This window comes from Myxococcus llanfairpwllgwyngyllgogerychwyrndrobwllllantysiliogogogochensis, from assembly GCF_006636215.1.
In the GTDB taxonomy this organism is placed as follows: domain Bacteria; phylum Myxococcota; class Myxococcia; order Myxococcales; family Myxococcaceae; genus Myxococcus; species Myxococcus llanfairpwllgwyngyllgogerychwyrndrobwllllantysiliogogogochensis.
In genome coordinates, this window is the sequence record NZ_VIFM01000018.1 from 60,084 (window position 1) to 82,364 (window position 22,281).

At 68.7% G+C, this 22,281-nt stretch carries 21 protein-coding genes; 11 read left to right on the forward strand and 10 right to left on the reverse strand.

All coding sequences use genetic code 11. The features are described from left to right. Positions 1–20: 20 nt before the first annotated feature. Positions 21–755, reverse strand: a complete 735-nt coding sequence (locus FJV41_RS06920) for an amino acid ABC transporter ATP-binding protein (RefSeq protein ID WP_141641615.1) — start codon at positions 753–755, stop codon at positions 21–23. 8 nt (positions 756–763) lie between these two features. Further along, positions 764–2,233: an ABC transporter permease subunit gene (locus tag FJV41_RS06925; protein ID WP_181790456.1), complete on the reverse strand. Its 1,470-nt coding sequence runs from the start codon at positions 2,231–2,233 to the stop codon at positions 764–766. 118 nt (positions 2,234–2,351) lie between these two features. Between FJV41_RS06925 and FJV41_RS06930 the strand changes: the two genes are divergently transcribed. After that, positions 2,352–3,710, forward strand: a complete 1,359-nt coding sequence (locus FJV41_RS06930; protein ID WP_141641617.1) for a hypothetical protein — start codon at positions 2,352–2,354, stop codon at positions 3,708–3,710. Positions 3,711–3,749: 39 nt separating this feature from the next. Here FJV41_RS06930 and FJV41_RS06935 read toward each other — a convergent pair whose 3' ends face one another. Further along, on the reverse strand, positions 3,750–5,354 hold the full coding sequence (locus FJV41_RS06935) for a sigma 54-interacting transcriptional regulator (RefSeq protein WP_141641618.1): 1,605 nt from the start codon (positions 5,352–5,354) through the stop codon (positions 3,750–3,752). Between the two features lie 214 nt (positions 5,355–5,568). Here FJV41_RS06935 and FJV41_RS06940 point away from each other — a divergent pair, with 214 nt between their 5' ends. The 5 genes from FJV41_RS06940 (at position 5,569) to FJV41_RS06960 (ending at position 9,557) form a co-directional block, all read left to right on the forward strand. Beyond that, positions 5,569–6,123: a peroxiredoxin gene (locus FJV41_RS06940; protein ID WP_141641619.1), complete on the forward strand. Its 555-nt coding sequence runs from the start codon at positions 5,569–5,571 to the stop codon at positions 6,121–6,123. Between the two features lie 6 nt (positions 6,124–6,129). After that, the gene (locus FJV41_RS06945; RefSeq protein ID WP_141641620.1) at positions 6,130–6,654 is read left to right on the forward strand and encodes a carboxymuconolactone decarboxylase family protein; all 525 of its coding nucleotides are present in this window, start codon (positions 6,130–6,132) and stop codon (positions 6,652–6,654) included. Positions 6,655–6,746: 92 nt separating this feature from the next. Continuing rightward, positions 6,747–7,262: a DNA starvation/stationary phase protection protein Dps gene (gene dps / locus FJV41_RS06950; protein ID WP_141641621.1), complete on the forward strand. Its 516-nt coding sequence runs from the start codon at positions 6,747–6,749 to the stop codon at positions 7,260–7,262. A 176-nt stretch (positions 7,263–7,438) separates the two neighbouring features. After that, complete coding sequence (locus tag FJV41_RS06955) at positions 7,439–8,245, forward strand: hypothetical protein (protein WP_141641622.1); 807 nt, start codon at positions 7,439–7,441, stop codon at positions 8,243–8,245. A gap of 46 nt (positions 8,246–8,291) precedes the next feature. Beyond that, positions 8,292–9,557, forward strand: coding sequence for a pyridoxal phosphate-dependent aminotransferase (locus FJV41_RS06960; RefSeq protein WP_141641623.1), 1,266 nt, complete (start codon positions 8,292–8,294; stop codon positions 9,555–9,557). 66 nt (positions 9,558–9,623) lie between these two features. Here FJV41_RS06960 and FJV41_RS52110 read toward each other — a convergent pair whose 3' ends face one another. Further along, positions 9,624–9,776 (reverse strand): hypothetical protein, encoded by a 153-nt coding sequence (locus FJV41_RS52110; RefSeq protein WP_174465846.1) that lies wholly within the window; start codon positions 9,774–9,776, stop codon positions 9,624–9,626. A gap of 210 nt (positions 9,777–9,986) precedes the next feature. Here FJV41_RS52110 and FJV41_RS06965 point away from each other — a divergent pair, with 210 nt between their 5' ends. Both FJV41_RS06965 and FJV41_RS06970 read left to right on the forward strand, forming a co-directional pair. Beyond that, the gene (locus tag FJV41_RS06965) at positions 9,987–11,261 is read left to right on the forward strand and encodes an MFS transporter (protein WP_141641624.1); all 1,275 of its coding nucleotides are present in this window, start codon (positions 9,987–9,989) and stop codon (positions 11,259–11,261) included. A 161-nt stretch (positions 11,262–11,422) separates the two neighbouring features. After that, positions 11,423–12,202, forward strand: coding sequence for a hypothetical protein (locus FJV41_RS06970; RefSeq protein WP_141641625.1), 780 nt, complete (start codon positions 11,423–11,425; stop codon positions 12,200–12,202). Positions 12,203–12,209: 7 nt separating this feature from the next. Here the strand turns inward: FJV41_RS06970 and FJV41_RS06975 are convergent, their stop codons facing one another. The 6 genes from FJV41_RS06975 to FJV41_RS07000 all read right to left on the reverse strand — a co-directional run bounded on the left by FJV41_RS06975 (position 12,210) and on the right by FJV41_RS07000 (position 19,124). Beyond that, positions 12,210–14,504 (reverse strand): hypothetical protein, encoded by a 2,295-nt coding sequence (locus tag FJV41_RS06975; protein WP_141641626.1) that lies wholly within the window; start codon positions 14,502–14,504, stop codon positions 12,210–12,212. Between the two features lie 156 nt (positions 14,505–14,660). Then, positions 14,661–15,053, reverse strand: coding sequence for a hypothetical protein (locus FJV41_RS06980; protein ID WP_174456520.1), 393 nt, complete (start codon positions 15,051–15,053; stop codon positions 14,661–14,663). A gap of 18 nt (positions 15,054–15,071) precedes the next feature. Then, the gene (locus FJV41_RS06985; RefSeq protein WP_141641627.1) at positions 15,072–16,220 is read right to left on the reverse strand and encodes a zinc-dependent alcohol dehydrogenase; all 1,149 of its coding nucleotides are present in this window, start codon (positions 16,218–16,220) and stop codon (positions 15,072–15,074) included. A gap of 110 nt (positions 16,221–16,330) precedes the next feature. Then, on the reverse strand, positions 16,331–17,002 hold the full coding sequence (locus FJV41_RS06990) for a DNA-3-methyladenine glycosylase family protein (protein WP_141641628.1): 672 nt from the start codon (positions 17,000–17,002) through the stop codon (positions 16,331–16,333). Positions 17,003–17,070: 68 nt separating this feature from the next. Next, positions 17,071–17,559 carry a hemerythrin domain-containing protein gene (locus FJV41_RS06995; RefSeq protein WP_141641629.1) on the reverse strand — a complete coding sequence of 163 codons (489 nt, stop codon included), beginning with the start codon at positions 17,557–17,559 and terminating at the stop codon, positions 17,071–17,073. 53 nt (positions 17,560–17,612) lie between these two features. Next, on the reverse strand, positions 17,613–19,124 hold the full coding sequence (locus FJV41_RS07000; protein ID WP_141641630.1) for an FAD-dependent oxidoreductase: 1,512 nt from the start codon (positions 19,122–19,124) through the stop codon (positions 17,613–17,615). A 237-nt stretch (positions 19,125–19,361) separates the two neighbouring features. Between FJV41_RS07000 and FJV41_RS07005 the strand changes: the two genes are divergently transcribed. Genes FJV41_RS07005 through FJV41_RS07015 form a run of 3 tightly spaced genes read left to right on the forward strand, consistent with a single transcriptional unit; the run spans position 19,362 to position 22,094 of the window. Further along, positions 19,362–19,568 (forward strand): hypothetical protein, encoded by a 207-nt coding sequence (locus tag FJV41_RS07005; RefSeq protein ID WP_141641631.1) that lies wholly within the window; start codon positions 19,362–19,364, stop codon positions 19,566–19,568. A 4-nt stretch (positions 19,569–19,572) separates the two neighbouring features. Then, a complete protein-coding gene (locus tag FJV41_RS07010) occupies positions 19,573–21,687 on the forward strand; it encodes a PAS domain-containing sensor histidine kinase (protein WP_141641632.1) in 2,115 nt (704 codons plus the stop codon). Beyond that, positions 21,684–22,094: a response regulator gene (locus FJV41_RS07015; protein ID WP_141641633.1), complete on the forward strand. Its 411-nt coding sequence runs from the start codon at positions 21,684–21,686 to the stop codon at positions 22,092–22,094. The genes FJV41_RS07010 and FJV41_RS07015 overlap by 4 nt, the downstream gene beginning before the upstream one ends. The last annotated feature ends 187 nt before the right edge of the window (positions 22,095–22,281 follow it).

A 22,281-nucleotide genomic window follows, 5' to 3' on the forward strand; every position in this document is an offset into this window, starting at 1 on the left:
TCCCCCGCGGGGGAATCCCCTCACCGATTGAGCAGGCGCGCGAGGAACTCACGGGTGCGCGGGTGCTGGGGCTCGCGCAACACTTGTTGAGGCGGGCCCTCCTCCACCACCTTCCCCGCGTCCATGAACACCACGCGGTGCGCCACGTCCGCCGCGAAGCCCATCTCGTGCGTCACCACGCACATCGTCATGCCCTCGCGCGCCAGCTCGCGCATGACCTCCAGCACCTCGCCCACCAGCTCCGGGTCCAACGCGCTGGTCGGCTCGTCGAAGAGCATCAACTCCGGCTTCATCGCCAGCGCCCGCGCAATCGCCACCCGCTGCTGCTGCCCACCGGAGAGCTGTCCCGGGTACGCGTCCGCGCGCGAGTCCAGCTGGACCATGGCCAGCATGCGCCGCCCCAGGGTCTCCGCCTCCGCGTCCGACAGCCCCAGCACCTTGCGCGGCGCCAACGTCACGTTCTCCAGCGCGCTCAGGTGGGGGAACAGGTGGAAGCGCTGGAACACCATGCCCACGCGTCGGTGCAGCGCCTGGAGCGCCTTGGGCTCATCACTCACCTGTGTGCCCCCGACGACGACCTGGCCCTCGGATGGGACTTCCAGGCCGCACAGGCACCGCAGCAGCGTGGACTTGCCACAGCCGGACGGGCCCACGAAGACCACCACCTCTCCGGGCTGCACCGTGAGGTCCACGCCCTTGAGGACCTCCAGCGCCCCGAAACGCTTGTGCAGATTGCGAACCTCGACGAGCGCCATGGCTTTCCTCACCCCTGACGGTGGAGGCGCTTCTCCAGCGCCGAGGCCAGCCGTGTCAGCGGCAGCGTGGCCAACAGATAGAACAACGCGACGAGCGGCCAGACAGCCAGCGGCGCGGCGAGCTGGCTCGCCAGCTCCTGCCCCGCCCGCGTCAGCTCCGCCATGCCGATGATGGACACCAGCGAGGAGTCCTTCAGCAGCGCGATGCCCTCGTTCGTCAAGGGCGGCAGCACGTTGCGCACCGCCTGCGGGAGGATGACGTAGCGCATGACCTGCGCGCGGCCCATCCCCAACGCCCGCGCGGCCTCCTCCTGCCCCGCGTCCACGGAGGCGATGCCCGCCCGGAAGATTTCCGCCACGTACGCGGCGCTGTTGAGCGTCAGCGCCAGCACCGCCGCCAGCATCGGCGCCAGGTCCACGCCCAAGAGCTGCGGCAGCGCGTAGTAGATGAAGATGATTTGCACCAGCAACGGCGTTCCACGAAGCCCCTCGACGTACGCGGCGCACAGCCACGCCAGCGGTCGGAAGCGCACCCGCCGCCCCAGCGCCACCGCCAGCCCCAGGGGCAGCCCGGAGATCAACGCCAGCACGGTGAGCCCCAGCGTCAGGCCCAGGCCCTGAGCGAGCCGCCAGGTCACCTTGCCCCAGGGCACGGCCTGCGGCGTCGCCTGGGCCTTCTGGGCCGCCTCGCCGAAGTAGCGCTCCTCCAGCGCGGCGAACTTCCCGCTGTCGCGCAGGCGCTGGAGCGCGGCGTTGACGGCCTCGCGCAGCGCGGGGTCATCCGGCCGCATCGCGATGCCGTAGTGCTCCTCCGTCAGCATCCCGCCCGCGGCGCGCAGCCCCTGGAAGCCGTGGGCCAGGAAATAGCGCAGCGTCGGCCCATCCCCCACCGCGCCCGCCAGGTTGCCGTTGCGCAGGTCCTGGAGCGCCAGGTCGATGCTCGGGTACTGCCGCACCTCGATGTCCGGGAACTTCTCCAGCACCAGCGAGGCACTGGTGTTGATTTGAATGCCCGCCGTCTTCCCGCGCAGGCTCTCGATTCCGGTGACGGCCGTGTCCGCCTCCCGCGCCACCACGAGCTGTCCCGCCGTGTAGTACGGCGCGGAGAAGCCCAGCCGCTGCTGGCGCTCGGGCGTGATGGTCACCGCCGAAATCACCAGGTCGAACTTCCCCGCCATCAGCGCGGGAAACACCCCGTCGAAGGACGTGTTCGTCCACGCCACCTTCGCGCCCAGCTCTTCCGCGATGAGCGCTCCCAGCTCGATGTCGAACCCCACCAGCTCGCCGTCCTTCACGGACTCGAACGGCGGGTAGGTGGCATCCGTCCCGATGCGCAGCGTCCGCCCCTTCCAGTCCCCCCGGGAGCCCGGCGCCTCACCCCGGCCACAGCCGAGCAGCACCAGCACCCCCCACACGAGGCACAGCAAGGCCAGCCCGGGAGTGTGGGCCTGGCGACACGAAAGGCGGCGGCGCGACATGGAACGAACAGCTCCCATGCCCAACTATCCCTGAGGCATCAAGGGTTTCCACCGGGACCGGACAACCCGTGACAGCCACGCAACTTCCGCCCTCTCCGGGCCGATACTCTTCCACACCATGAAGACCCCCAGCTCCGGCCCCCGCGTCCAGCCCCGTCCGCTCGAGACCCCCGCCACCCCGGCGCCCGTCCGCAACGAGGTGAAGCCCCAGGCGCCCGTGGTGCGCGGTGACGCTCGCGACGTGTCCCTGTTCGACACGGGAGCCGCTCGCAAGCCGACGGTGGCGCTGACCACGCCCGTCGCCCCCCAGGGCACGAACGTCGCCCCGGGCACCTACCCCAGCGTCGCGGACGTGAAGGCCATTGCCTCCATCCAGGACCCGGTGGCGCGCAACTACGCGATTACGCAGGGCTACGCGGACCTGTCCAACGGCCTGGGTCAGATGCTTGGCAAGGAGAACGCCAACTGGTCCACCTTCGCGACGTGGGCGTCCAAGCAGGCGGGCGTGAGCATCCGCAACGAGGACATGCCCAAGTTCTTCACCGACGCGCTCAAGGGCGCCGGTGACATGGCCGGTCCGCTGAAGAAGGTGGACGACGTGCTGCGCAAGGTGGGCCTGCCCGCGCTGCCGCTGGCGGACATCGCCGCGGCGGGCAGCGAGGCGCTCAACAACGTCAGCAAGTCGATTGCCGACGGCAACCAGTTCGTCTTCAACGAGGTGGGCCAGGAGTTCGCCCGCTTCATCGAGACCTTCCAGGGCGACACGTCCTACGACGCCGCCAAGACGCAGAAGTACCTGGACGGCTTCGGCAAGGACAAGCCGCTCCTGAAGGAGGCCTTCGGCCACTACACCAAGGCCATGTTCGAGAAGGACCCGAACAAGAAGGCGGAGCTGATGCTGCTGGCCAATGACCAGATTGGCCTGCACGAGCAGACGCAGCTCCAGCAGCACGTGGAGAAGGCGCTCAACGCGCCGGTGAAGGACACCTTCCGGAGCATCCTCAAGCAGAGCATCGAGTCCGGCATCAACGCGCTGCCCTTCCCCGCCAACCTCGCGGGCAAGGCCGCCCTGAAGACGGGCCTCGTGGACGCGGCGCTCAACCCCCTGGTCGACGCGACGGCCTCCGTGTTCCGCCGGCTCGCCACCGAGCACATGATGAAGCTCGCGGTGCCGGGCGGCGCGCTGAAGCTGGGCAACGACCTGCCCCCGCCTCCGGGGATGGAGAGCACGCTCTTCCCGCCGCACCTGCGCGCCATCGAGAACCCGGAGCTGCGCGCCCTGCTGGGCAAGCTGGACTCCAGCTCCGACAGCCTCAAGGGCACCGCGGCCAAGGACTGGAGCAAGCTGGACCAGCGGATGAACTACATCATCGACCTGTTCCGCACGCGCCAGTCGGACCCGCACCTGTTCGACGCGCCGTTCGGCAAGACGGGCACCACCTACCCGCTGCCGGCCACCCAGCAGCGCGCGGGCTGAAGTCCCTCGGGGCGCCGTCACCTCGGCGCCCCGTCGTCGTCACACCTCGTCCACCACGAACTGCTCCTGCCGGGCGATGCCCAGCTTCTTCATCCGGCTCTGGAGCGTGGAGGGCTTGAGGCCCAGGAGCGCCGCCGCCCCACCCGGCCCGTAGACGCGCCCCCGCGTGAGCGTCAGCACCCGCAGGATGTGCTCCCGCTGCACCGCCGCCAGCGTCAGCACCGAGCCGGGCTTCATCGTCGCGTCCAGCACGCTCGGCACCGCCGGCTCCACCTGCGCCGCCGGGTGAGCGCTTCCACCGTGCGCCACCACGTCGAACGAGGAAGGACCCAGCTCCGTGCCCTTCGTCAGGATGGTGGCGCGCTCCAGCGCGTTGCCCAGCTCGCGCAGGTTGCCCGGCCAGTCATACGACTCCAGCCTGGCCAGCCCCGCCGGTGACACGCGCATGCCACGCCGCCCGGTGCGCCGCGCCTGCTCCTCCAGCAAGAACGTACACAACTGCGCCAGGTCCTCGCGCCGTTCGCGCAGGGGCGGCAGCCGCAACGGGAAGACACTCAGCCGGTAGTAGAGGTCCTCGCGGAAGCGCTTCTCGGCGATGGCGCGGTGCAGGTCCACGTGCGTGGCCGCGAGGATGCGCACGTCCGAGCGCACCGTCTTGTCGCTGCCCACCGGCTCGAAGGCCTTCTCCTGGAGCGCGCGCAAGAGCTTCGCCTGGAGTTCGACGGGCAGCTCGCCCACCTCGTCCAAGAGCAGCGTGCCTCCGCTCGCCATCTGGAAGCGGCCCGCGCGGTCCTTCGTCGCGCCGGTGAACGCACCCTTCACGTGGCCGAACAACTCGCTCTCCAGCAGGCCCGCCGGAATCGCCGCGCAGTTGAGCGTGACGAAGGGCTGGTCCGCGCGCGAGCTCCACTTGTGGATGGCCCGCGCCAGCCGCTCCTTGCCCGTGCCCGTCTCGCCGGTAATCAGCACCGGCGTGTCCGTCTCCGCCACCTGCCGCGCCCGCCGCGCGAGGTCCCTCATGACGGGGCTCAGCGACGCCTCGAGGATGCCCTCCGACTCTCCGCTGAGCTGCGCCTCCAGGAGCTTCGCGTGCTCGTGGTCCTGACGGTGCAGCCGCTCGAACGTCGCGCGCTGCTCGGCCGCCTGGAGCGCCGTCGCCAGCATCTGGCCGTACACCTCCACCAGGTCCACCACCGGCTGCGGGTACGTCTCGCACTCGGCGCGGTCCAACGTGAGCACGCCATAGGTGCGCTCGCCCGCGCACAGCGGCACCACCATGCACGCGTGCCCCGGCGGCAAATCCAGCACGCCGTCGAACGGGTCTCCGTCGCCGTGCGAGTGGTCCTCTTCCGTGAAGGCCCGCGCGCGCCGTGTCTCCAGCGCATGCCGCAGCGAGGGGAACTCCGACAACGTCAGCGCGTGGTGGCGCACCTTCGCGTTCGCCAGCGGACCGCGCGCCGCCACCGACACCAGCTTGCCGTCCCTCAACAGGAACAGCGTCGCCAGGTCGAAGCGCACCACGCGCGTCAACCAGTCCAGTCCTCGACGAAGCAGCTCATCCACCGAATCTTCGGTGGTTGCCAGCTCGACCAGGTCCCGAGCATCCTTCGCGCCCTCGGTTGGCGCTGACAGTTCATCCGACATGAGGCATGAATAATAGCGCTCCACCGAAATTGCAGTGGCGGTCGTCACCGATATTTCGTTATTCACCGTCCCAGCAACACCGGCCAGTGGGGGCCTGAAGTCAAGTCCCTGGAATCATTGAAGTCGATTGACTGGCACGAGGTCTGCTGTAGCCGTTAGCAGAAGACACCTTCCCAGGGGCCCCCCGCGGGTCCCTCAACCCAAGGAGCAGTACATGCTGACCGTTGGCGACAAGATTCCGAGCTTCAAGGTCAAGGCCACCGTGAGCCTGGAGAAGGGCAAGGAGTTCCAGGAGATCACGAACGAGACCTACAAGGGCAAGTGGCTGGTGCTGTTTGCGTGGCCCAAGGACTTCACGTTCATCTGCCCCACGGAGATCGCGGAGTTCGGCAAGAAGAACAAGGACTTCAATGACCGTGACGCGCAGGTGCTGGGCCTGAGCACGGACAGCGAGTTCGTGCACCACGCGTGGCGCACGCACCACCCGGACCTCAAGGGCCTGCCGTTCCCGATGCTGGCGGACCTGAAGCACGAGCTGTGCAACGCGCTGGGCATCCTCCACAAGGAGGAGGGCGTGGCGCTGCGCGCGACGTTCATCGCGGACCCCGAGGGCATCATCCGCCACGTGACGGTCAACGACCTGTCCGTGGGCCGCAACGTCTCCGAGACGGTCCGCACCCTGGACGCGCTCCAGACGGACGAGCTGTGCCCGTGCAACTGGAGCAAGGGTGAGGAGACCCTGACCCAGAAGCTGGCGAAGGCGGGGTAACGCGTCATGGCCTCGCTCGAAGTCGTCCGCTCTGAACTCGCGGACGCCCACAAGGACACCCGCCTCAACCTCCAGGCAGTCCTGGAAGGTGGCAGCCTCACCCCCGAGCAGCGTTGGGGCGTGGCTGTCGCGTCGGCCTACGCCGTTCGGAATGACCGGCTGAAGGAAGCGATGCTCAACGAGGCGCGGAAGGCACTCGCGAACCCCGAGCCCATCATCGAGGACGCGCGTGCTGCGGCGTCGCTGATGGCGATGAACAACGTGTACTACCGCTTCCGGCACATGATCGGGAAAGAGTCGTACTCGACCAAGCGCGCCGGACTGCGGATGAACAGGCTCGCGCAGGTGCTGACCAACAAGGTGGACTTCGAGCTGGTCTGCCTCGCGGTCAGCGCCATCAACGGCTGCGAGATGTGCATGCAGTCCCACGAGAAGGTCGTCCTCGAGGGCGGCCTCTCCGAGGACCAGGTGCACGACGCGGTGCGAGTCGCGGCGGTCATCCACGCCGCGGCGGTGGGCCTGGAGTCTTAAGCCTCGCACCCGCGAGTCATTCGCTGTGCTTCACCCGCGCCCTCCGGTGGAAACACCGGGGGGCGCTCCATTTGTGGGCGACGCGCATCTGAATGAGCGTCCGCACCACTAAGAACGAAAGGAAGTCCCTCATGTACAAGAGCCCCAGCCCCCTCCCCGAGAAGACCCGCGCCTCCCTCGTCGAATCGCTCAACGCCCGCCTGGCGGACGGCCTGGACCTGCACTCGCAAATCAAGGTGGCCCACTGGAACATCAAGGGCCCGCAGTTCGCGGCGCTGCACCCGCTGTTCGAGACCTTCGCCGTCAGCCTCGCCAACCACAACGACTCCATCGCCGAGCGCGCTGTGACGCTGGGGGGCAAGGCGTTTGGCACCACCCGCCATGTCAGCAAGTCCAGCCGCCTGCCTGAGTATCCGCAGGAGACGACGCGTGACATGGAGCACGTGAAGCTGCTCGCCGAACGCATCGAGGTCTACCTGGAAGGCCTGCGAGACAGCCGCAAGCTCTTCGTCGAGGTGGATGACGCGGATTCCGAGGACCTGGCCACCGGCATCATCGTGGAGTTCGAGAAGCACGTCTGGTTCCTGCGCGCCTCACTGGAGACCTGAGGCCGGCGACACCCGGGGCGAAGGCGCCGTGAGTGTGCATGGCGCTATACGCTCCCGGCACGTTTGCCGGAGCCCTTGTGCCTGTTTTCGCCACGTTGCGAAGGGCACGAGGGTTGCTCTACCAGGGAGCACCCCGCCCGCGACGATGCGGTCCGGGAATCCCTGGAGAAGTCCCCGTGCGAACCCTCATTGGCCTGTCTCTCTCCGCCCTCCTCGTCGCGTGTGGCCGCGACGTGCCCCCGGATGAAGTGATTGAAGCCGCCAAGGCGCGCGTGGAGCGCGTCGTCGCGGCGGGGCACCTGACGCGGGGCGCGCTGGAGGTGCTCGGGTTCATGCCCGTGTACACCTGTGGCGAGCCGCGCCGGGCGTTCCTGGATATCGCGGCGCCCGACGTGAGCGCGCGCCTGTCCTGCGCCACGGCCACGGTGGAGCAGCTCGACGCGGTGACGGACGGCGTGGTGCTGAGCTTCAACGGGCCGGACTGCGAGGTCCACGGCCTGCGGCTCGAAGGCCGAGCCTTCTTCAAGTACAGCGGCGGTGTGGACCGGATGGACGTCTCGGTGGACCTGCGCCAGCTGCGCGTGGACGGCGCGGTGCTGCCCGCGGAGGTCGGCTATGGCACCTGCGGAGACCAGACGAGCGTCTGGGCGAAGGCGGCCGGCGACGTCCCGGGACGCCCGGGCCACACGCTGCGCGTGGACGCGCGGGTGGGCAAGCGCGCGGGCCTGCCGCTGTTGGGCGGCTCCTCGCTGGTGCTCGACGGTGAAGGGGAGCTCACGGGCCCCGACGGCGTGGACACGATGACGCTCGACACCCTCCAGTACGAGGTGGGCGAGTACCTGCCCAAGGAGGGCACGGCCATCCTGGAGACGTCGGACGGACACCGCGTGGAGGCGAACTTCCAGCCGGGCCTGTGGCGGCTGGGCAAGGTGGAGGTGACGGTGGATGATCACGCCTCCGTGACGGTGCCCATCATCCGGTAGCAAGGGATTGCGCGCGCGTCGTCGCTTTCCGCTAGGGTTCCCGGCCGTGAGCGACGACGTCACGATTCCCGCATTCCGCTCCGTGCCCCGCACGGGCGTCATCTACGTCACCGCCGAGGCCACGCGCCGAGGCTACCGTTCCAGCGACCCCGACTGGTGCAACCTGGGCCAGGGGCAGCCGGAGACGGGAGATTTGCCCGGCGCACCGGCCCGCCTGAACACGGTGAACATCGACGTGGCGGACATGGAGTACGCGCCGGTGGCGGGGCTGTGGGACGTGCGAGAAGCCATCGCCAGTCTCTACAACCGCCTCTACCGCAAGGGGCTGCCCAGCCAGTACAGCGCGGAGAACGTGTGTCTCTCCGGTGGCGGGCGAGCGGCCCTCACCCGCGCCGCGGCGAGCCTGGGCTCCATCAACCTGGGCCACTTCCTGCCGGACTACACGGCCTACGAGGAGCTGCTGGACGTCTTCAAGGCGTTCACCGCCATCCCCATCCTCCTGGAGGGTGAGCGCGGCTACGCCTTCACCCACGAGGACCTGCGCCGCGAGGTGCAGGGCCGCGGGCTGTCCGCGCTGCTCTTCTCCAACCCGTGCAACCCCACCGGCAAGCTGGTGCAGGGGGACGAGCTGGCGCGGTGGGTGGGCGTGGCGCGTGAGCAGGAGTGCGTGCTGCTCATCGACGAGTTCTATTCGCACTACATCTGGACGGGCCGCCCCGGGCACCTGCCGGTGGAGAGCGCCGCGCGCTACGTGGAGGACGTGAACCGCGACCCCGTCGTCCTCTTCGACGGCTTCACCAAGAACTGGCGTTATCCGGGCTGGCGCATGACGTGGACGGTGGGGCCCAAGCAGGTGATTGAAGCCGTCTCCAGCGCGGGCAGCTTCCTGGACGGAGGAGGCAGCCGGCCCTTGCAGCGCGCCGCCATTCCCCTGCTCCAGGAGGAGCCCGTCATCGCGGAGACGCTGGCCATCCACACGGCCTTCCGCGAGAAGCGGGACAAGTTCCACTCGCGCCTGGAGCGGCTGGGCATCCGCACGGACCGCGCGCCGGACGGGACGTTCTATGTCTGGGGCAACGTGTCCGGACTGCCCGCGCCGCTCAACGACGGCATGGGCTTCTTCCGCGCCGCGCTGGAGCAGAAGATCATCACCGTGCCGGGTGAGTTCTTCGACGTGAATCCAGGCAAGCGCCGCGCGCGGCCATCCCGCTTCCGCGGCTACGTGCGGCTGTCTTTCGGGCCGTCCATGGAAGTGCTGGAGAAGGCGCTGACGCGACTGGAAGCCATGGTGCTGCAGCACAGCCGCACCTGACGCGCGCAACCACCTTCCGGAGCCAACGCGTCCCTGGCGGCTCCGGAAGGCGATGACACCCATCCGCTAGAAAATCTCCGCCAGCCCTTCCGCGCCCAGGGTGTTCCACTCCACCTCGAACTCGACGGGCGCGCCCACCAGCTCGTTGAACTTCTGCTGCCACATCAGGAAGACGCTCTGCTGATACAGCGCGATGGCCTTCCGTTCCGGCAAACCCATGCATGCCCCTCGGATGTGATTCCAGTGATTGGAATTGAAGGGCGACACGACTCTACTGAGAGAACGAGCTTTCAAACACTCCGAGTCTCAAGAAACGAGACACGCCTGTCTTGAAATGACTCACCAGACCTGGAGGCCGAGCGACAGGTCCCGGAACGACCCGGGGCCCCGCGTGACGCGCGCCTGGAGGCCGTATGCTTCCGGGCGCCCATGAAACTCCCCTCCTCCCGGCTCGCGCTGCTCGGCGTCCTCTACTTCGTGCAGGGCCTGCCCTTCGGTTTCCAGGCCACCGCGCTGCCCGTGTATCTGCGGGAGCAAGGGGTGTCGCTCACCGCGCTGGGCTTCGCCGGGGTACTCGCGCTGCCCTGGGGGCTCAAGGCGCTCTGGGCGCCGCTGGTGGACCGATATCACTCCGCGCGGCTCGGGCGTCGCAGGTCATGGATTCTGCCGATGCAAGCAGGCCTGACGCTCACCTGCGCGGCGGCGGGGTTCATGGTCTCCGAAGGGGGTTCGCTGAAAGTCCTCCTGGGACTCATCCTGGTGATGAACCTCTTCGCCGCCACGCAGGACATCGCGGTGGATGGGCTCGCGGTGGACACGCTGAGGCCGGAGGAGCTGGGCCTGGGCAACTCCGTGCAGGTGGTGGGCTACAAGCTGGGGATGCTCACGGGCGGCGGGCTCCTGGTCTGGGCCAGCAAGTCCATTGGCTGGTCGGGGCTGTTCCTGTCCATGGCCGCGCTGTGCGCGGGCGCGCTCGTGGTGACGCTGCTCACCCGTGAGCCACCTCCGCGTGAGGATGCGAGCGGACGCGACACCGCGTCGCCCCCGGAGACACGCCTGAGCTGGCGGCAACTGCGCGAGCGCTTCGCTTCGGTGATGATGAAGCCGGGCACGCTCTGGCTGCTGCTCTTCATTGGCACGTACAAGTTCGGCGAGACGATGGCGGACGTGCTCTACAAGCCCTTCCTCCTCGACGCGGGCATCCCCGCCTGGCAGATAGGCCAGTGGGTGGGGACGTGGGGGAACGTGGCCTCCATCCTCGGCTCCCTCGCGGGAGGACTGCTCGCCACGCGCCTGCCCATCGTCGGAGCGCTGACGCTCACCGCCTCGCTTCGCGTGCTGCCGCTCATGGGCCGCTGGTGGCTGGCGACCCACGGCGTCAGCGACGCGGGCGTCATCGGCGTCACGCTCGCGGAGGAGTTGGTGGGCGGCGCGCTCACCACGGTGATGTTCGCATTCATGATGTCTCGCGTGGACCGGCGCATCGGCGCCACGCACTACACGCTGCTGGCCAGCCTCGAGGTCTGGGGCAAGGCCCCCGCGGCGCCACTCGCGGGGTGGCTCGCGGACCCGGCTCACGGACTGGGACTGGGCTATGCGCCGGTCTTCCTGCTCGGTGCCGCACTGTCCGTGGCCTTCCTCGCACTGCTGATTCCCATCCGCCACCAGCGCACGAGTCCCACCTCCGTCGCCTCCACCGGCTGACGCGCGCGGGCGCACGTCACGATTCCGTAACAGCCGCATTTCCTCGATTGGCTGTACTCATTTGTTATCAAGACAGATGTGTCAGACGCGCGTGTTAAGTGCGGAGCCGCAGTTCCCCCCTTCTCACGCGCGGGAGAAGTTGCCCGCGAGAGGTCCACCCTTTGTTCTCTACATCCCTGAAGTCGTTCCTGGGCGGCGTCGCGCTGTTGGCCGCGCCCCAGGCCCTCGCGGACAGCACCACCACGATTCCCGCCTTCAACGCGGCGATTGCCACGGCCCGGACGTCGAACAGCCCCGGTGGCACCACCGTGCGCCGCGCGGAGATGAAGAACGCGGTCAACCTGTTCCTCTACGACGACGGCCGCGTGGACGCCGCCGAGCGCACCTTCCTGGGCGCGCGCATCAACGACCTGGTCTTCAACATCGGCGTCACCGCCACCGCCAAGAAGTACATGATTGATGTCCACGAGCTGAACGACGGCGCCACCACCTATGCGCCGCTGTGGCTCGACGACATGGCGCAGACGCCCGAGCAGCTGTTCGGCGCGACCGGGCCGCTCACCACGTCCTCCTCCATCAAGGAGGGCTACATCCCCAACGGGCAGGGCGTGGCGAACCAGGAGACGCTGTCCTACAAGGCCGCCGCGGCCTTCGGGCTGCGGGGCGTGGGGGCGTTCACCCCCATCACCGTCCAGGAGCTGCTCGCGAAGCTCTCCGCACAGGTCATCAGCGGCACCCCGAACTCGGATGAGGTGGATGGCGCGCTGGCGCTCATCACGCAGGTTTCGCGCAACAGCAACCGGCTCTACACCACGGGCTGGTCGTGCCAGACGTACTGCGGCGGTGGCGGCCCTGGGGACATGGGTGGCTACTTCATCGCCGCGGTGAGCACGGACCGCCAGTTCGTGCGCATGGTGCGCGTGACGACCTGGTCGGACTAATCGTTCCTCAGCGCCGTGCGCGCAGCTCGAGCCCCGCGGGAGGGAAGGTTCCTCCCACGTGGGTCCACTCGAGCCGGACCTGACGGCGGCCCTCGGGCGGAAGCTCGAGGACCGCCAGCACCCTGCCCTCTCCACGCTGGTTGACGCGGACGTCCATGCGCTGGCCGTCGACCTTCATCGCCAGGTTCAGCACTCCAGCCTGTGGGAAGAAGTGTTCTGAGGGATGGAGTCGCGGCGAGGTGAGCAGCAATTCCACCTCGCGCGGCTCGCTGTCCTCGTTCTCCAGCGTGTACGTCAGCTGGTACGAGACGCCCCGGGCACCGTCGTGCGTCCTGTCGTCCCGAGCGGATGCGGCGCGCGAGGCGGAGGTCCCCGAGGTCGGCGTCAACGTCGGAGCGTCAGGCCCCGTGCCCGCGCGCCTGCGGGGCATGGACATGACGAGGTCGCCCGCGAGCGTTCCTGGCGACAGGCGCAGCGTGCGCTCACCCACGAAGAGGCTGCCTGCTTCGCTCACCCCCTGGAGTGAGGGGAAGGCCGTCGTGCCCGCATCCCCGGCGGTGGCCAGCGGATGCTCGCTCCGGGAGATGGCGGCGAGCTCGTCGGGAGTGAGTGGCAGGGGGCTGGACACGGTGGCCAGACGGAACCGCGCGCCGGGGTCTACCTGCCCCTTCGAGTCCAAGGCCGTGAAGTCCAGGAGGGCGCAGAGCGTGCCCGACTTTTCGTGACGCGCATCCAGGACGACCACCGTCGCGCCAGGCGGCACGGTGAGAGAGCCCTCAAAGGCGCCCCGGGTTCCCAGGCGCACGTCGTCCAGGTGGGACAGGTCGAGGTCGTCACGGACGAGCGGACGGGACTGGCGCTCTGATTCGTCACGGGCATCGAGGACGGCGTCGAGGAGGCCCGAGGCGAGGACCGCATGCGGTCCTCGGAAGAACAGGCCCTCTGGGTCTGGTTCCTTGCCTTGCCCTGCCTGCGCGTCGACCAGTCCCGTGAGGTCCTCGTCGATGGGCTCCTGGCTCAACGGGTTGAAGGGCGCACCCGTGGTGCTCGGCGGGAACTGGGGCGTGAGGTACTTGGAGAAGAGGCCACCCTTGACCTGGAGCTGGATGGGACGGCCCGACGTGTTTCGCAGCACGACGGAGCAACGCCCGGTTCCCTCGGAGGCTGCTTCCACGCGGTTGATGGCGCGCACGTACAGCCGGGCCTGACCGGAGAAGGTGTAGCCGCCCTCGCTCTTTCCCGGCACGAGCCGACTCATCGTGGAGCCGAGGACACCCCAGGTCCGAATCGTCTCCGGGCTCGCGTGGACGAGGAGAGGCGCGCCCGTGAAGGCGCCCTCGATGGGTGCGAGGGCGGAGATGGGGAGCACCTCCGAGTCGAGGTCACCCACGGACAGCGGCGGTCGCGTGTGCGTTCGCGCTTCGTAGCGAGGAGGCGGGGCTTCGTCCTCGATGGGCGGCACCTCCGCGATGATCACATCGTCCGAGGAGGACTCCTCCGACTCCACGCTGGGTTCCCGAGATGAAACCAGCGTGAGCCCACGCCGCGAAGGAGGCTTCGCGGGAGCTTCGGACGGCGGACTCGCGATGGGATTCGCCCGTGGCTTCGCCGCGTGAGTCGCCTCGACAACCTTCACGTGCGACTTCGCCTCATGCGCTGTCTCGATGGGCGTTGCTTGCGGCTTCGCCTCGTGAGCTGTCTCGATGGGCGTTGCTTGCGCCTTCGTCTCTTGCGCGGTCTCGATGGGCGTTGCTCGCGGCTTCGCCTCGTGCGCTGTCTCGATGGGCGTTGCTTGCGACTTCACTCCCTCGACACTCTTGAGGGACATCTCTTGCGGCGTGACGTCGGCGGAGCGTTCAGCGGACTTCGCCTGTCCTTTGCCCACGGGCTTCGCTTGGGGCTTCGCGGATTCAGAAGTCCCGGTGGCCTTCGACTGTCCCTTCAGTGCCTGCGCATCTCCCGCCGGCTTCACCTGTGCCTTCGATGCCTGCGTATCTCCCGCCGAGTTCCCCTGTGACTTCGTCGCCTGCGCATCTCCAGCCGACTTCGCCTGCGCCCTTGGGGCCTGTACATCGCCAGCGGCCTTGGCCTGTGCCTTCGAGGCCTGCGTATCTCCCGCTGACTTCCCCTGTGCCTTCGGGGCCTGAGCATCTCCAGCGGCCTTCGCCTGCGCCCTCGGGGCCTGAGCATCTCCAGCGGCCTTCGCCTGCGCCCTCGGGGCTTGTGCTCCCCCCGCCTGCTTCGCCTGTGCCCTCGGGGCCTGCGCGGCTCCAGGCGACTTCCCCTGCGCCTTCGGAGCCACGGCGGGCTCCGGCTTTCGTGCGGGCTTCTTCGCGGACTCCGCCCCTTGCCCCGCAGAGGGCTTTCCCCCGGCGGACGCCCCACGGGTCGTCGGAGGGGCGGGTTTCGAGGACGAACGTCTGGGCGGCGGCTTCGGGGGCGGCATGGAGAGATCCTCTCACGCCCGCGACCACTTCCTCCAGGCAAGGCCCGTCAAGGCGAGCACCCCGACGGTGGGCACGGCCCACGGCCCCACCCTCGCGAGCCGGTGCTCCCAGACATCCACCCGGTCCGCCAGGAGCAAGATCATCCAGTGGCGCGCCAGGTGGTCCGGGTAGCCATAGGCCACCTTGCGCAACAGCCCGCTCACCCCGTGAGGCGGCTGCGCGGTGCCGAACACCGGGGGGAACCCGGCACGGCCCTTGTGCTTGAACACGCGCACGTCCGAGTGCTGCACACGGATGGGCACGCGCGCCCCCGGCATGGGTTGAGGCGTTCTCTCCATCGGCACACCCGGACGACTGGAGGGTTCCAGGTCCACCGCGGCGTCAGGAATGGGTCTATCCGGCATGGTTCGGCTCCTTGCTCGTCACGCGTGCCCGGGGGTGAGGACGCACTTGACGCAGCCGTCCTGCTTCTGGGCGAACAGGTGGTACGCCTTGGGTGCCTCCTCCAGCGGGAAGCGGTGGGTGATGATGCCCTTCGCGTCGATGCGGCCCTCACGGATGTGCTGGAGCAGATGCGGCATGTAGCGACGCACGTTGCACTGGTTCATCCGCAGCGTGAGTCCCTTGTTCATCGCGGTGCCAATGGGCATCAGGTTCCACGGCGGGCCGTACACTCCAACGATGGAGACGTTGCCGCCCTTGCGCACGACATCGATGCACCAGGTGAGCACCGTGGGCGCGCCCGCCTCGAGCTTCAATCCCAGCCCCAGCACGCGCTGCCCCAGCGAGCCCTCGGCCTCCATGCCCACCGCGTCGATGCACACGTCCGGCCCGCGCCCCTCGAACAGCTCCTTCAGGTAGAGGACGATGTCGTCCACCTCCCGGAAGTTCACCGTCTCCACCTTCGCGTACCGCTCCGCGAAGTCGAGCCGGTACTGCACGCAGTCCACCGCGATGACCCGGCCCGCGCCCATCAGCCACGCGGACCGCATGGCGAACAGGCCCACCGGGCCCGCGCCGAACACCACCACCGTCTCGCCGCCCTTGATTTCACCCATCTCCGCGCCCATGTAGCCGGTGGGCAGGATGTCTCCGAGGAAGAGCGCCTCCTCGTCCTCCATGCCGTCGGGAATCTTCAGTGGCCCCACGTCCGCGAAGGGCACGCGCACGTACTCGGCCTGCCCGCCGTCGTAGCCGCCCGTCGTGTGCGAATAGCCATACACGCCGCACGCCACGTCGCTCGATGGGTTGCTGTTCTCACACGAGGCCGTCAGCCCTCGCTGACAGTAGAAGCAGGTGCCACAGGAGATGTTGAAGGGCACCACCACCCGGTCGCCCTTATGTAACTGGCTCACCTCGGAGCCCAGCTCCTCCACCACACCGGTGAACTCATGACCGAACGTGTGGCCCACGCGGGTATCCGGCACCAGGCCGTGCAACAGGTGCAGGTCCGAGCCACAGATGGCCGTGCGGGTCACCTTGAGGATGACGTCCTGCGGGTGCTCCAACCGAGGGTCTGGCTTGTTCTCCACCCGGACCTTGAACGGCCCCTGGTACGTCAGTGCACGCATGTGAGTCCTCTCCCGTTGCACATACGGGTGAGGACTCCGACGCCTCGCGGCAAGACGCTCGACAGCGAGCCCCTGCCTGCCATGCCGCCTTGTGGCGCGGACACCGCCGCTCAGCCGACCACGGGCTCCACGGGAAGCTCCGTCGCCCGCCAGAGGTACCAGCTCACCACGGTGCGCCAGGGCCGCCAGCGCTCACCGTATTCCAGCAGCGCCTTGGGGCGCGGCATCTCCGGAAGCCCATACGCGAGCATGAAGCCCTTGCGCACGCCGAAGTCGTCCACCGGCAGCACGTCCGGCCGACCGAGCCTGGAGATGAGCAGCATCTCCACCGTCCACTGACCGATGCCTCTCACCTGCGTGAAATGCTCGATGAGCGAGGCGTCGTCCATGCGCCGCACGCGGGACAGGGGAGGAACGGTGCCGTCCAGTGACTTGCGCGCCAGGTCCTGGAGCGCGGCCAGCTTGTTGGCGGACAGGCCCGCCTCGCGCAGCACCGGCTCCGACACGGACAGCAGGGCCTGGGGCGTGAAGCGGCGGCCCTTGCCCACGCGCTCGCTGACGCGCTCGAAGATGGCGGCGGCGGCGCGGCCGTGGAGCTGCTGATAGACGATGGACTCCGCCAGCGCTGCGAAGGGACTGTGCAGGGGGCTCAACTGGAGGCGGAAGGAGCCCACGCGCTTCATCAGCGCGCCCAGCTTCGGGTCCTCGCGCGCCAGGGCACGGCGGACCTCGGGAGTGAAGGCTTCGGGCAGGCGCGGGGCGGTGGGAGCAGGACGCGGCATGAGAGGGGTGACATGCTGCCGCTCCCAGCGCCCCGCGCAACCCGATTCTTGTCACGAAGAACCGAGACTCAGAGTGGCGCGGCCTTGTCCGTCTCGGAGGGCACCTGGCGCCGGGGCTCGCCCTCCATCAGCTCGTCGAACTCCTCCTCCATCTGGAGGCCCAGGTCCTCGAGCTGCTCCTTGGAGACGAGCTTGCGGACCTTCTTGAAGAGGTCACCCTCCTCTTCCTCCACGTGGTGCTCTATCTGCTCCTGGAGCACCTTCATCTTCGCGTCGAAATCCTCGTCGTGCGGCTCCATCTCCATCAGGTCGGCGATGATGCGCTTGGCGGACAGGTGCTCCTCCACGGCCTCGCGCAGCAGGTCCTCGGTGTCGTTGGCCTTGGACGCCGGATAGAAGTACTGCTCCTCGATGGTGGTGTGCGCACTGAGCCGGTCGGCGATCATCTCGAACAACTCCCGGCGCTTCGCATCGGCGTGGTCCGGGAGCTTGCCGTACTGCGTGAAGAGCTTCTTCACCTCGGCGTGTTGCTGCTTCAGGAGGTCCAACGCGTTCATGGGTGTATCTCCGTGTCCGACGGGGTTCTTGTCATCAAACGAAGAAGCCGGGCTCAGCGGGGCAGCTTGCGGGAGGGCAGGTCCTTCACCGCGGGCCCATTGAGCACCTTGCCGGTGGGGCTGTAGCGCGCGCCGTGACAGGGGCAGTCCCACGAGCGCTCCGCGCCGTTCCAGTGCACGTGGCAGCCCAGATGCGTGCACACCGGAGACACCGCGTGAGAGGTTCCGTCCGCCTCGCGGTAGACGGCCACCTTCTGCCCTTCGACTTCCAGAATCTTCGCCTCGCCGGGTGCCACCTCGGACAGGTGCTTGCCCTCGGGCTTCGCCAGCCGGTCCGCGACGAAGCGGAAGGCCGTCTCCGCGTTCTCCTGGATGAAGTCCTTCGCGCCCGCCAGCGGTTTGACGCGCGTGGCGTCATACAGCGCGGCGTAGGGACTCTGCCGACCCAGGATGAGGTCGCTGATGAGCATCCCCGCCAGCGTGCCGAACGTCATGCCCGTCCCGGAGAAACCCGTCGCCACGTAGACATGGCGGCTGGCGCTGTTGCGGCCGATGTACGGCAGCCCGTCCGTGGACTCGATGACCTGACCGGACCAGCGATACGTGAGCTGCTTCACCGGGAAGTGCTTGCGCGCATAGTCCTCCAGCGCCGCGTAGCGCCGCCCGGTGTCCTCCTCCGCGCCGACCTTGTGGTCCTCGCCACCGACGATGACGTACGCGCGGCCCTCGACGGACTGCGTGCGGATGTAGTGATAGGGCTCCTGCGAGTCGTAGTACTGCCCGGGCTCCAGCGGACCTTCGAGCGGACCCGCCACCGTGTAGCTGCGATACGCGGACAGCTTCGTCTGCAGCAGCACCCGGTTGAGCGGCGAGTGGGTGGCCTCCACCACGGCCGCGGTGGTGACGGTGCCCCGGTCCGTGACGATGCGACAGGGCGCGCCGTCGTGGACCTCCGTCACCCGCGTGTTCTCGAACAGGAAGCAGCCCTCGCCTATCAGCGAGTCCACCAGCCCGAGCAGGTACTTGCGCGGATGGAACAGCGCCTGGTCCTCCACGCGCAGCGCGCCCTTCACCGGGAAGGGCAGCGGCACCGCGTGGGTGAGGGAGGCATGAAGGCCCGCGTCGCGCGCGGCGGAGAGTTCCTGCTCCAGCGACGCCCACTGACGCGCGGTCTCCGCGTAGCGGAACGAGGGGACGCGCTGGAAGTCACAGTCCAGGGAGAGTTCCTGGACGAGCGAGGCCACCTGCTCCATCGCCGCGCGGCTGGAGGACGCCGCCAGTCGGGCACCCTTCTCCCCGAAGTCTCGCCGCAGCGTGGCGTAGGGCGTGTCGAGCAACTCCGTGAGGTGGGCGGTGGTCTGCCCCGTCTGGCCCGACAGGATGCGGTTCATCTCCAGCACCGCCACCCGCTTTCCCGCGCGCTTCAGCAGCCATGCCGTGGTGAGTCCGGTGATGCCCGCACCGATGACGACGACATCCACCACCAGGTCGCCCGCAAGCGCCGGGAAGTCACGCGGCGGGGCAGTCAAGGTCCAGAGCGACCGGTTCGTCCGCGTCTCATCCATGTCCTCAACCTAGGAATGCGCCGGAGGTGCGATAACCCGCCGAGTCGAAGCACGGGCCTGCCCGGCTGCCCGGCTTGGGAGTCACTCGGGATGTGCACGAGCGGACAGAGCCGGGGGCCGGGTGTTGGCAAGTCACGTCGACGAGGAAGCGGTTCTGGGGTGGGCAGACCCGCCGCGCTAGAAAAGGGCTGGGTCGGCCCCCCCGAACCCTGCCGAAAGACCAGGGAGCCACAAAGGATGCCCGTGGAAAGAATGGCTGGGAGCACCAGCCTCGTCGATGTCATGGACCGGGTCCTGGACCGCGGCCTTCGCTGGGACGATGTCGTCCACGCGGACCGCCTCTCTCCCGAGCATGCCGCCCGTGTCGTGGTGACCTATCTGGAGGTTCGGACCGACGACACCCCGCGCCCTGGCGAAACACCTCGTCCCACTCCTGGAGCCTGACGCATTGGCCTCTCCCGTCCCTCTCGCCCTGGACCCCACCTCCTCCGCCGATGCACGCCTGGCCCTGGCCGAGCAACTGCTCGCCTGCGACACGGCACGCGCCTGCGCCGAGGCCATGGTGGAGTGGCTGCCCCGGCATGCCCAGGCCGCCGCCGCGGCCTGTCTGGCGCGCGAGGAGCCCGGTGGGAGGATGAGCTGCCTCGCCGCGAAGGGGCTGTCCGAGGCGCAGCACGCCGCGCTGCAGGCGTGGTCCGATGACGACAAGGCCCACCCGCTGACGGACGCGCTGGCCCAGGCCGCGCCGCGCTTCTTTCCGAGTGCGCGCGCGCCCCTGCCCGCGCAAGGCACGGGAGGCCTGTTCGCGGTGCCGCTCGGACGCGACGACGCGCCTCCGGTGGGGCTGCTGCTCGTCTGGGCGAGCGGCCCCACGCTCCCCCCGGAGGTGACGTGGGTCGCGGACCACGCGGGGCCCTTCCTCGCGCGGCAGGCCACGTCGGGGCCGCTGGGCACGACGGGCAGCGCGCTGCTTCGCCGCATCATCGACGCGGTGACGGACCCGGTGCTGCTGACGGACCTGAGGGGACGTCCGCGACTGGCCAACGCGCGCGCGGAGGCCCTGTTGGTCGCCCATCCCGACGCGAGCCACGGCCACCGGCGCGCCGTCCACCTCAACCAGCGCGTGTTCGCCACCGCGGTGGCCAGCACCGCCAGCGGCGGCGCGCCGGGTGTCAGCTGGCGCGAGATACCGCTGGTGGACCCCATGGAGGGGATGGACCTGCTCTTCGAGCTCGTCAGCACCCGCGTGTACGAGCCCGACGGCCGCGAGGCCATGGTGAGCGTGCTGCGCAACGTGACGGACCTGGGACGGGCGACCCAGGCGCTGGGAGAGAGCTACCGCCGCCTGCGCGCCACCGAGCGCGAGGCGCGCAGCGAGCGGCACCGGTTGGACCGGGTGCTGGACTCCGTGGCGGACCCCATCATCCTGTCGGACCCTTCCGGCGGCACGGTGATGATGAACGAGCCCGCGGAGAAGCTCTTCACGCCGCCTTTGGATGGAGGCCGCGCCGCGCAGCGCCGCGTGCGCTCAAACCACGCGACGTTCGCCTCGTTCCTCGCGCACCTGCTGGACGCCGGGGGCAGCCTGCGCTGGCGCGGGCAGCTCAGCCTGATGGACCCGGCCAGCGGCGACACCCTCCCGGTGGAGGCGGTGGCCAGCAAGGTGCTGGGTGAGAGCGGCGAATTGACGGGCATCGTCACCCTCTTCCGCGACAGGGGCGAGGCCCTGGCGAAGGCGCGGCTGTTGGAGCGGCTCAAGGAGGTCTCCACGCTGCTGGAGGCGCGCGTGCAGGTGGCCACCGCGGAGCTGGCGGAGCAGAACGAGAAGCTGCGCCGGCAGGCCATCCAGTTGGAACAGGCGAGCGCGGCCAAGTCGCAGTTCCTGGCCAACATGTCCCACGAGTTCCGCACGCCGCTCAACGCCATCCTCGGCTACACCAACATGCTGCTGCAGGGCGTGTCCGGTGAGCTGACGCCGCCGCAGAAGCGCAACCTGGCGCGCATCGACTCCAACGGGCGACACCTGCTGGAGGTCATCAACGAAATCCTGGACATCACCCGCATCGAAGCGGGGCGGATGCCGTTGCATCTGTCGGACTTCGGAATCGCCGAGCTGCTCCAGGAAGTCATGGCGGAGATGGACCCCATCATCGCGCGCAGCAAGCTGACGGTGACGACGCACCTGGGCGCGAAGCTGCCGCCGGTGCACAGCGACCGACAGAAGGTGAAGCAGGTCGTCCTCAACCTGCTGTCCAATGCCCTGAAGTTCACGCACGAGGGCGTTGTGAAGGTCCTGGCGGAGTACGTTCCGTCGACCTCCATGCTCACCATCTCCGTGGAGGACTCCGGGATTGGCATCGACCCGGCCTACCAGGAGAAGATTTTCGAGGACTTCCAGCAGGTGGATAGCTCGCCCACCCGGGCCTATGGCGGCACCGGGCTGGGATTGTCCATCTGTCGCCGTCTGGCCGACATGCTGGGGGGACGCGTCTCCCTCCAGAGCACCCCTGGGCAGGGGTCGACCTTCACGTTGCACTTTCCACGACGCCCGAGGCGGACATGACGAATCCCTCCCCGAACCTCAAGCCGCTCGTACTCGTCGTGGACGACTACGACGACGCGCGGGAGATGTACGCCGAGTACCTGGAGTTCTCCGGGTTCCGCGTGGCGCAGGCGAGGAACGGCCAGGAGGCACTGGACCAGGCCTTCGCGCTCACACCGGACATCATCCTGATGGACCTGTCGTTGCCCATCATCGACGGGTGGGAGGCGACGCGGCGGCTGAAGAACGATGACCGCACGCGCACCATCCCCGTCGTCGCGCTCACCGGCCATGCGATGACGGGCCAGTCGGACGAGGCGAAGGGCGCGGGGTGCGACTCCTTCGTCACCAAGCCGTGCCTCCCCGACGAGCTGGTGGCGGAGGTCCGGCACATCCTCGCTCAGCGCGGAGCCGCCGTGTCCCACTGAGACGTGCCCATGCCACGGACCTCTCGCCCTCCCAACAAGTCCAAGGCCTCCGGTCGGCGCGGCGCCCCGGCACGCAAGAGTACTCCCGCGCGCAAGGCGCCCCGACGCACGACCTCCGCCGAGGAAACCCGTCCCCCCACCCCTGTCCCTTATACACTTCTGCGAGTCCACGAGACTGAAGCTGATT

What these genes read in the sequence shown, in the direction of transcription:
- FJV41_RS06920 (WP_141641615.1), bottom strand. Translation starts at nt 755, where the DNA reads ATGGCGCTCGTCGAGGTTCGCAATCTGCACAAGCGTTTCGGGGCGCTG.
- FJV41_RS06925 (WP_181790456.1), bottom strand. Translation starts at nt 2,233, where the DNA reads ATGTCGCGCCGCCGCCTTTCGTGTCGCCAGGCCCACACTCCCGGGCTG.
- FJV41_RS06930 (WP_141641617.1), top strand. Translation starts at nt 2,352, where the DNA reads ATGAAGACCCCCAGCTCCGGCCCCCGCGTCCAGCCCCGTCCGCTCGAG.
- FJV41_RS06935 (WP_141641618.1), bottom strand. Translation starts at nt 5,354, where the DNA reads ATGTCGGATGAACTGTCAGCGCCAACCGAGGGCGCGAAGGATGCTCGG.
- FJV41_RS06940 (WP_141641619.1), top strand. Translation starts at nt 5,569, where the DNA reads ATGCTGACCGTTGGCGACAAGATTCCGAGCTTCAAGGTCAAGGCCACC.
- FJV41_RS06945 (WP_141641620.1), top strand. Translation starts at nt 6,130, where the DNA reads ATGGCCTCGCTCGAAGTCGTCCGCTCTGAACTCGCGGACGCCCACAAG.
- dps (WP_141641621.1), top strand. Translation starts at nt 6,747, where the DNA reads ATGAGCGTCCGCACCACTAAGAACGAAAGGAAGTCCCTCATGTACAAG.
- FJV41_RS52110 (WP_174465846.1), bottom strand. Translation starts at nt 9,776, where the DNA reads ATGGGTTTGCCGGAACGGAAGGCCATCGCGCTGTATCAGCAGAGCGTC.
- FJV41_RS06965 (WP_141641624.1), top strand. Translation starts at nt 9,987, where the DNA reads ATGAAACTCCCCTCCTCCCGGCTCGCGCTGCTCGGCGTCCTCTACTTC.
- FJV41_RS06980 (WP_174456520.1), bottom strand. Translation starts at nt 15,053, where the DNA reads ATGCCGGATAGACCCATTCCTGACGCCGCGGTGGACCTGGAACCCTCC.
- FJV41_RS06985 (WP_141641627.1), bottom strand. Translation starts at nt 16,220, where the DNA reads ATGCGTGCACTGACGTACCAGGGGCCGTTCAAGGTCCGGGTGGAGAAC.
- FJV41_RS06990 (WP_141641628.1), bottom strand. Translation starts at nt 17,002, where the DNA reads ATGCCGCGTCCTGCTCCCACCGCCCCGCGCCTGCCCGAAGCCTTCACT.
- FJV41_RS06995 (WP_141641629.1), bottom strand. Translation starts at nt 17,559, where the DNA reads ATGAACGCGTTGGACCTCCTGAAGCAGCAACACGCCGAGGTGAAGAAG.
- FJV41_RS07000 (WP_141641630.1), bottom strand. Translation starts at nt 19,124, where the DNA reads ATGGATGAGACGCGGACGAACCGGTCGCTCTGGACCTTGACTGCCCCG.
- FJV41_RS07005 (WP_141641631.1), top strand. Translation starts at nt 19,362, where the DNA reads ATGCCCGTGGAAAGAATGGCTGGGAGCACCAGCCTCGTCGATGTCATG.
- FJV41_RS07015 (WP_141641633.1), top strand. Translation starts at nt 21,684, where the DNA reads ATGACGAATCCCTCCCCGAACCTCAAGCCGCTCGTACTCGTCGTGGAC.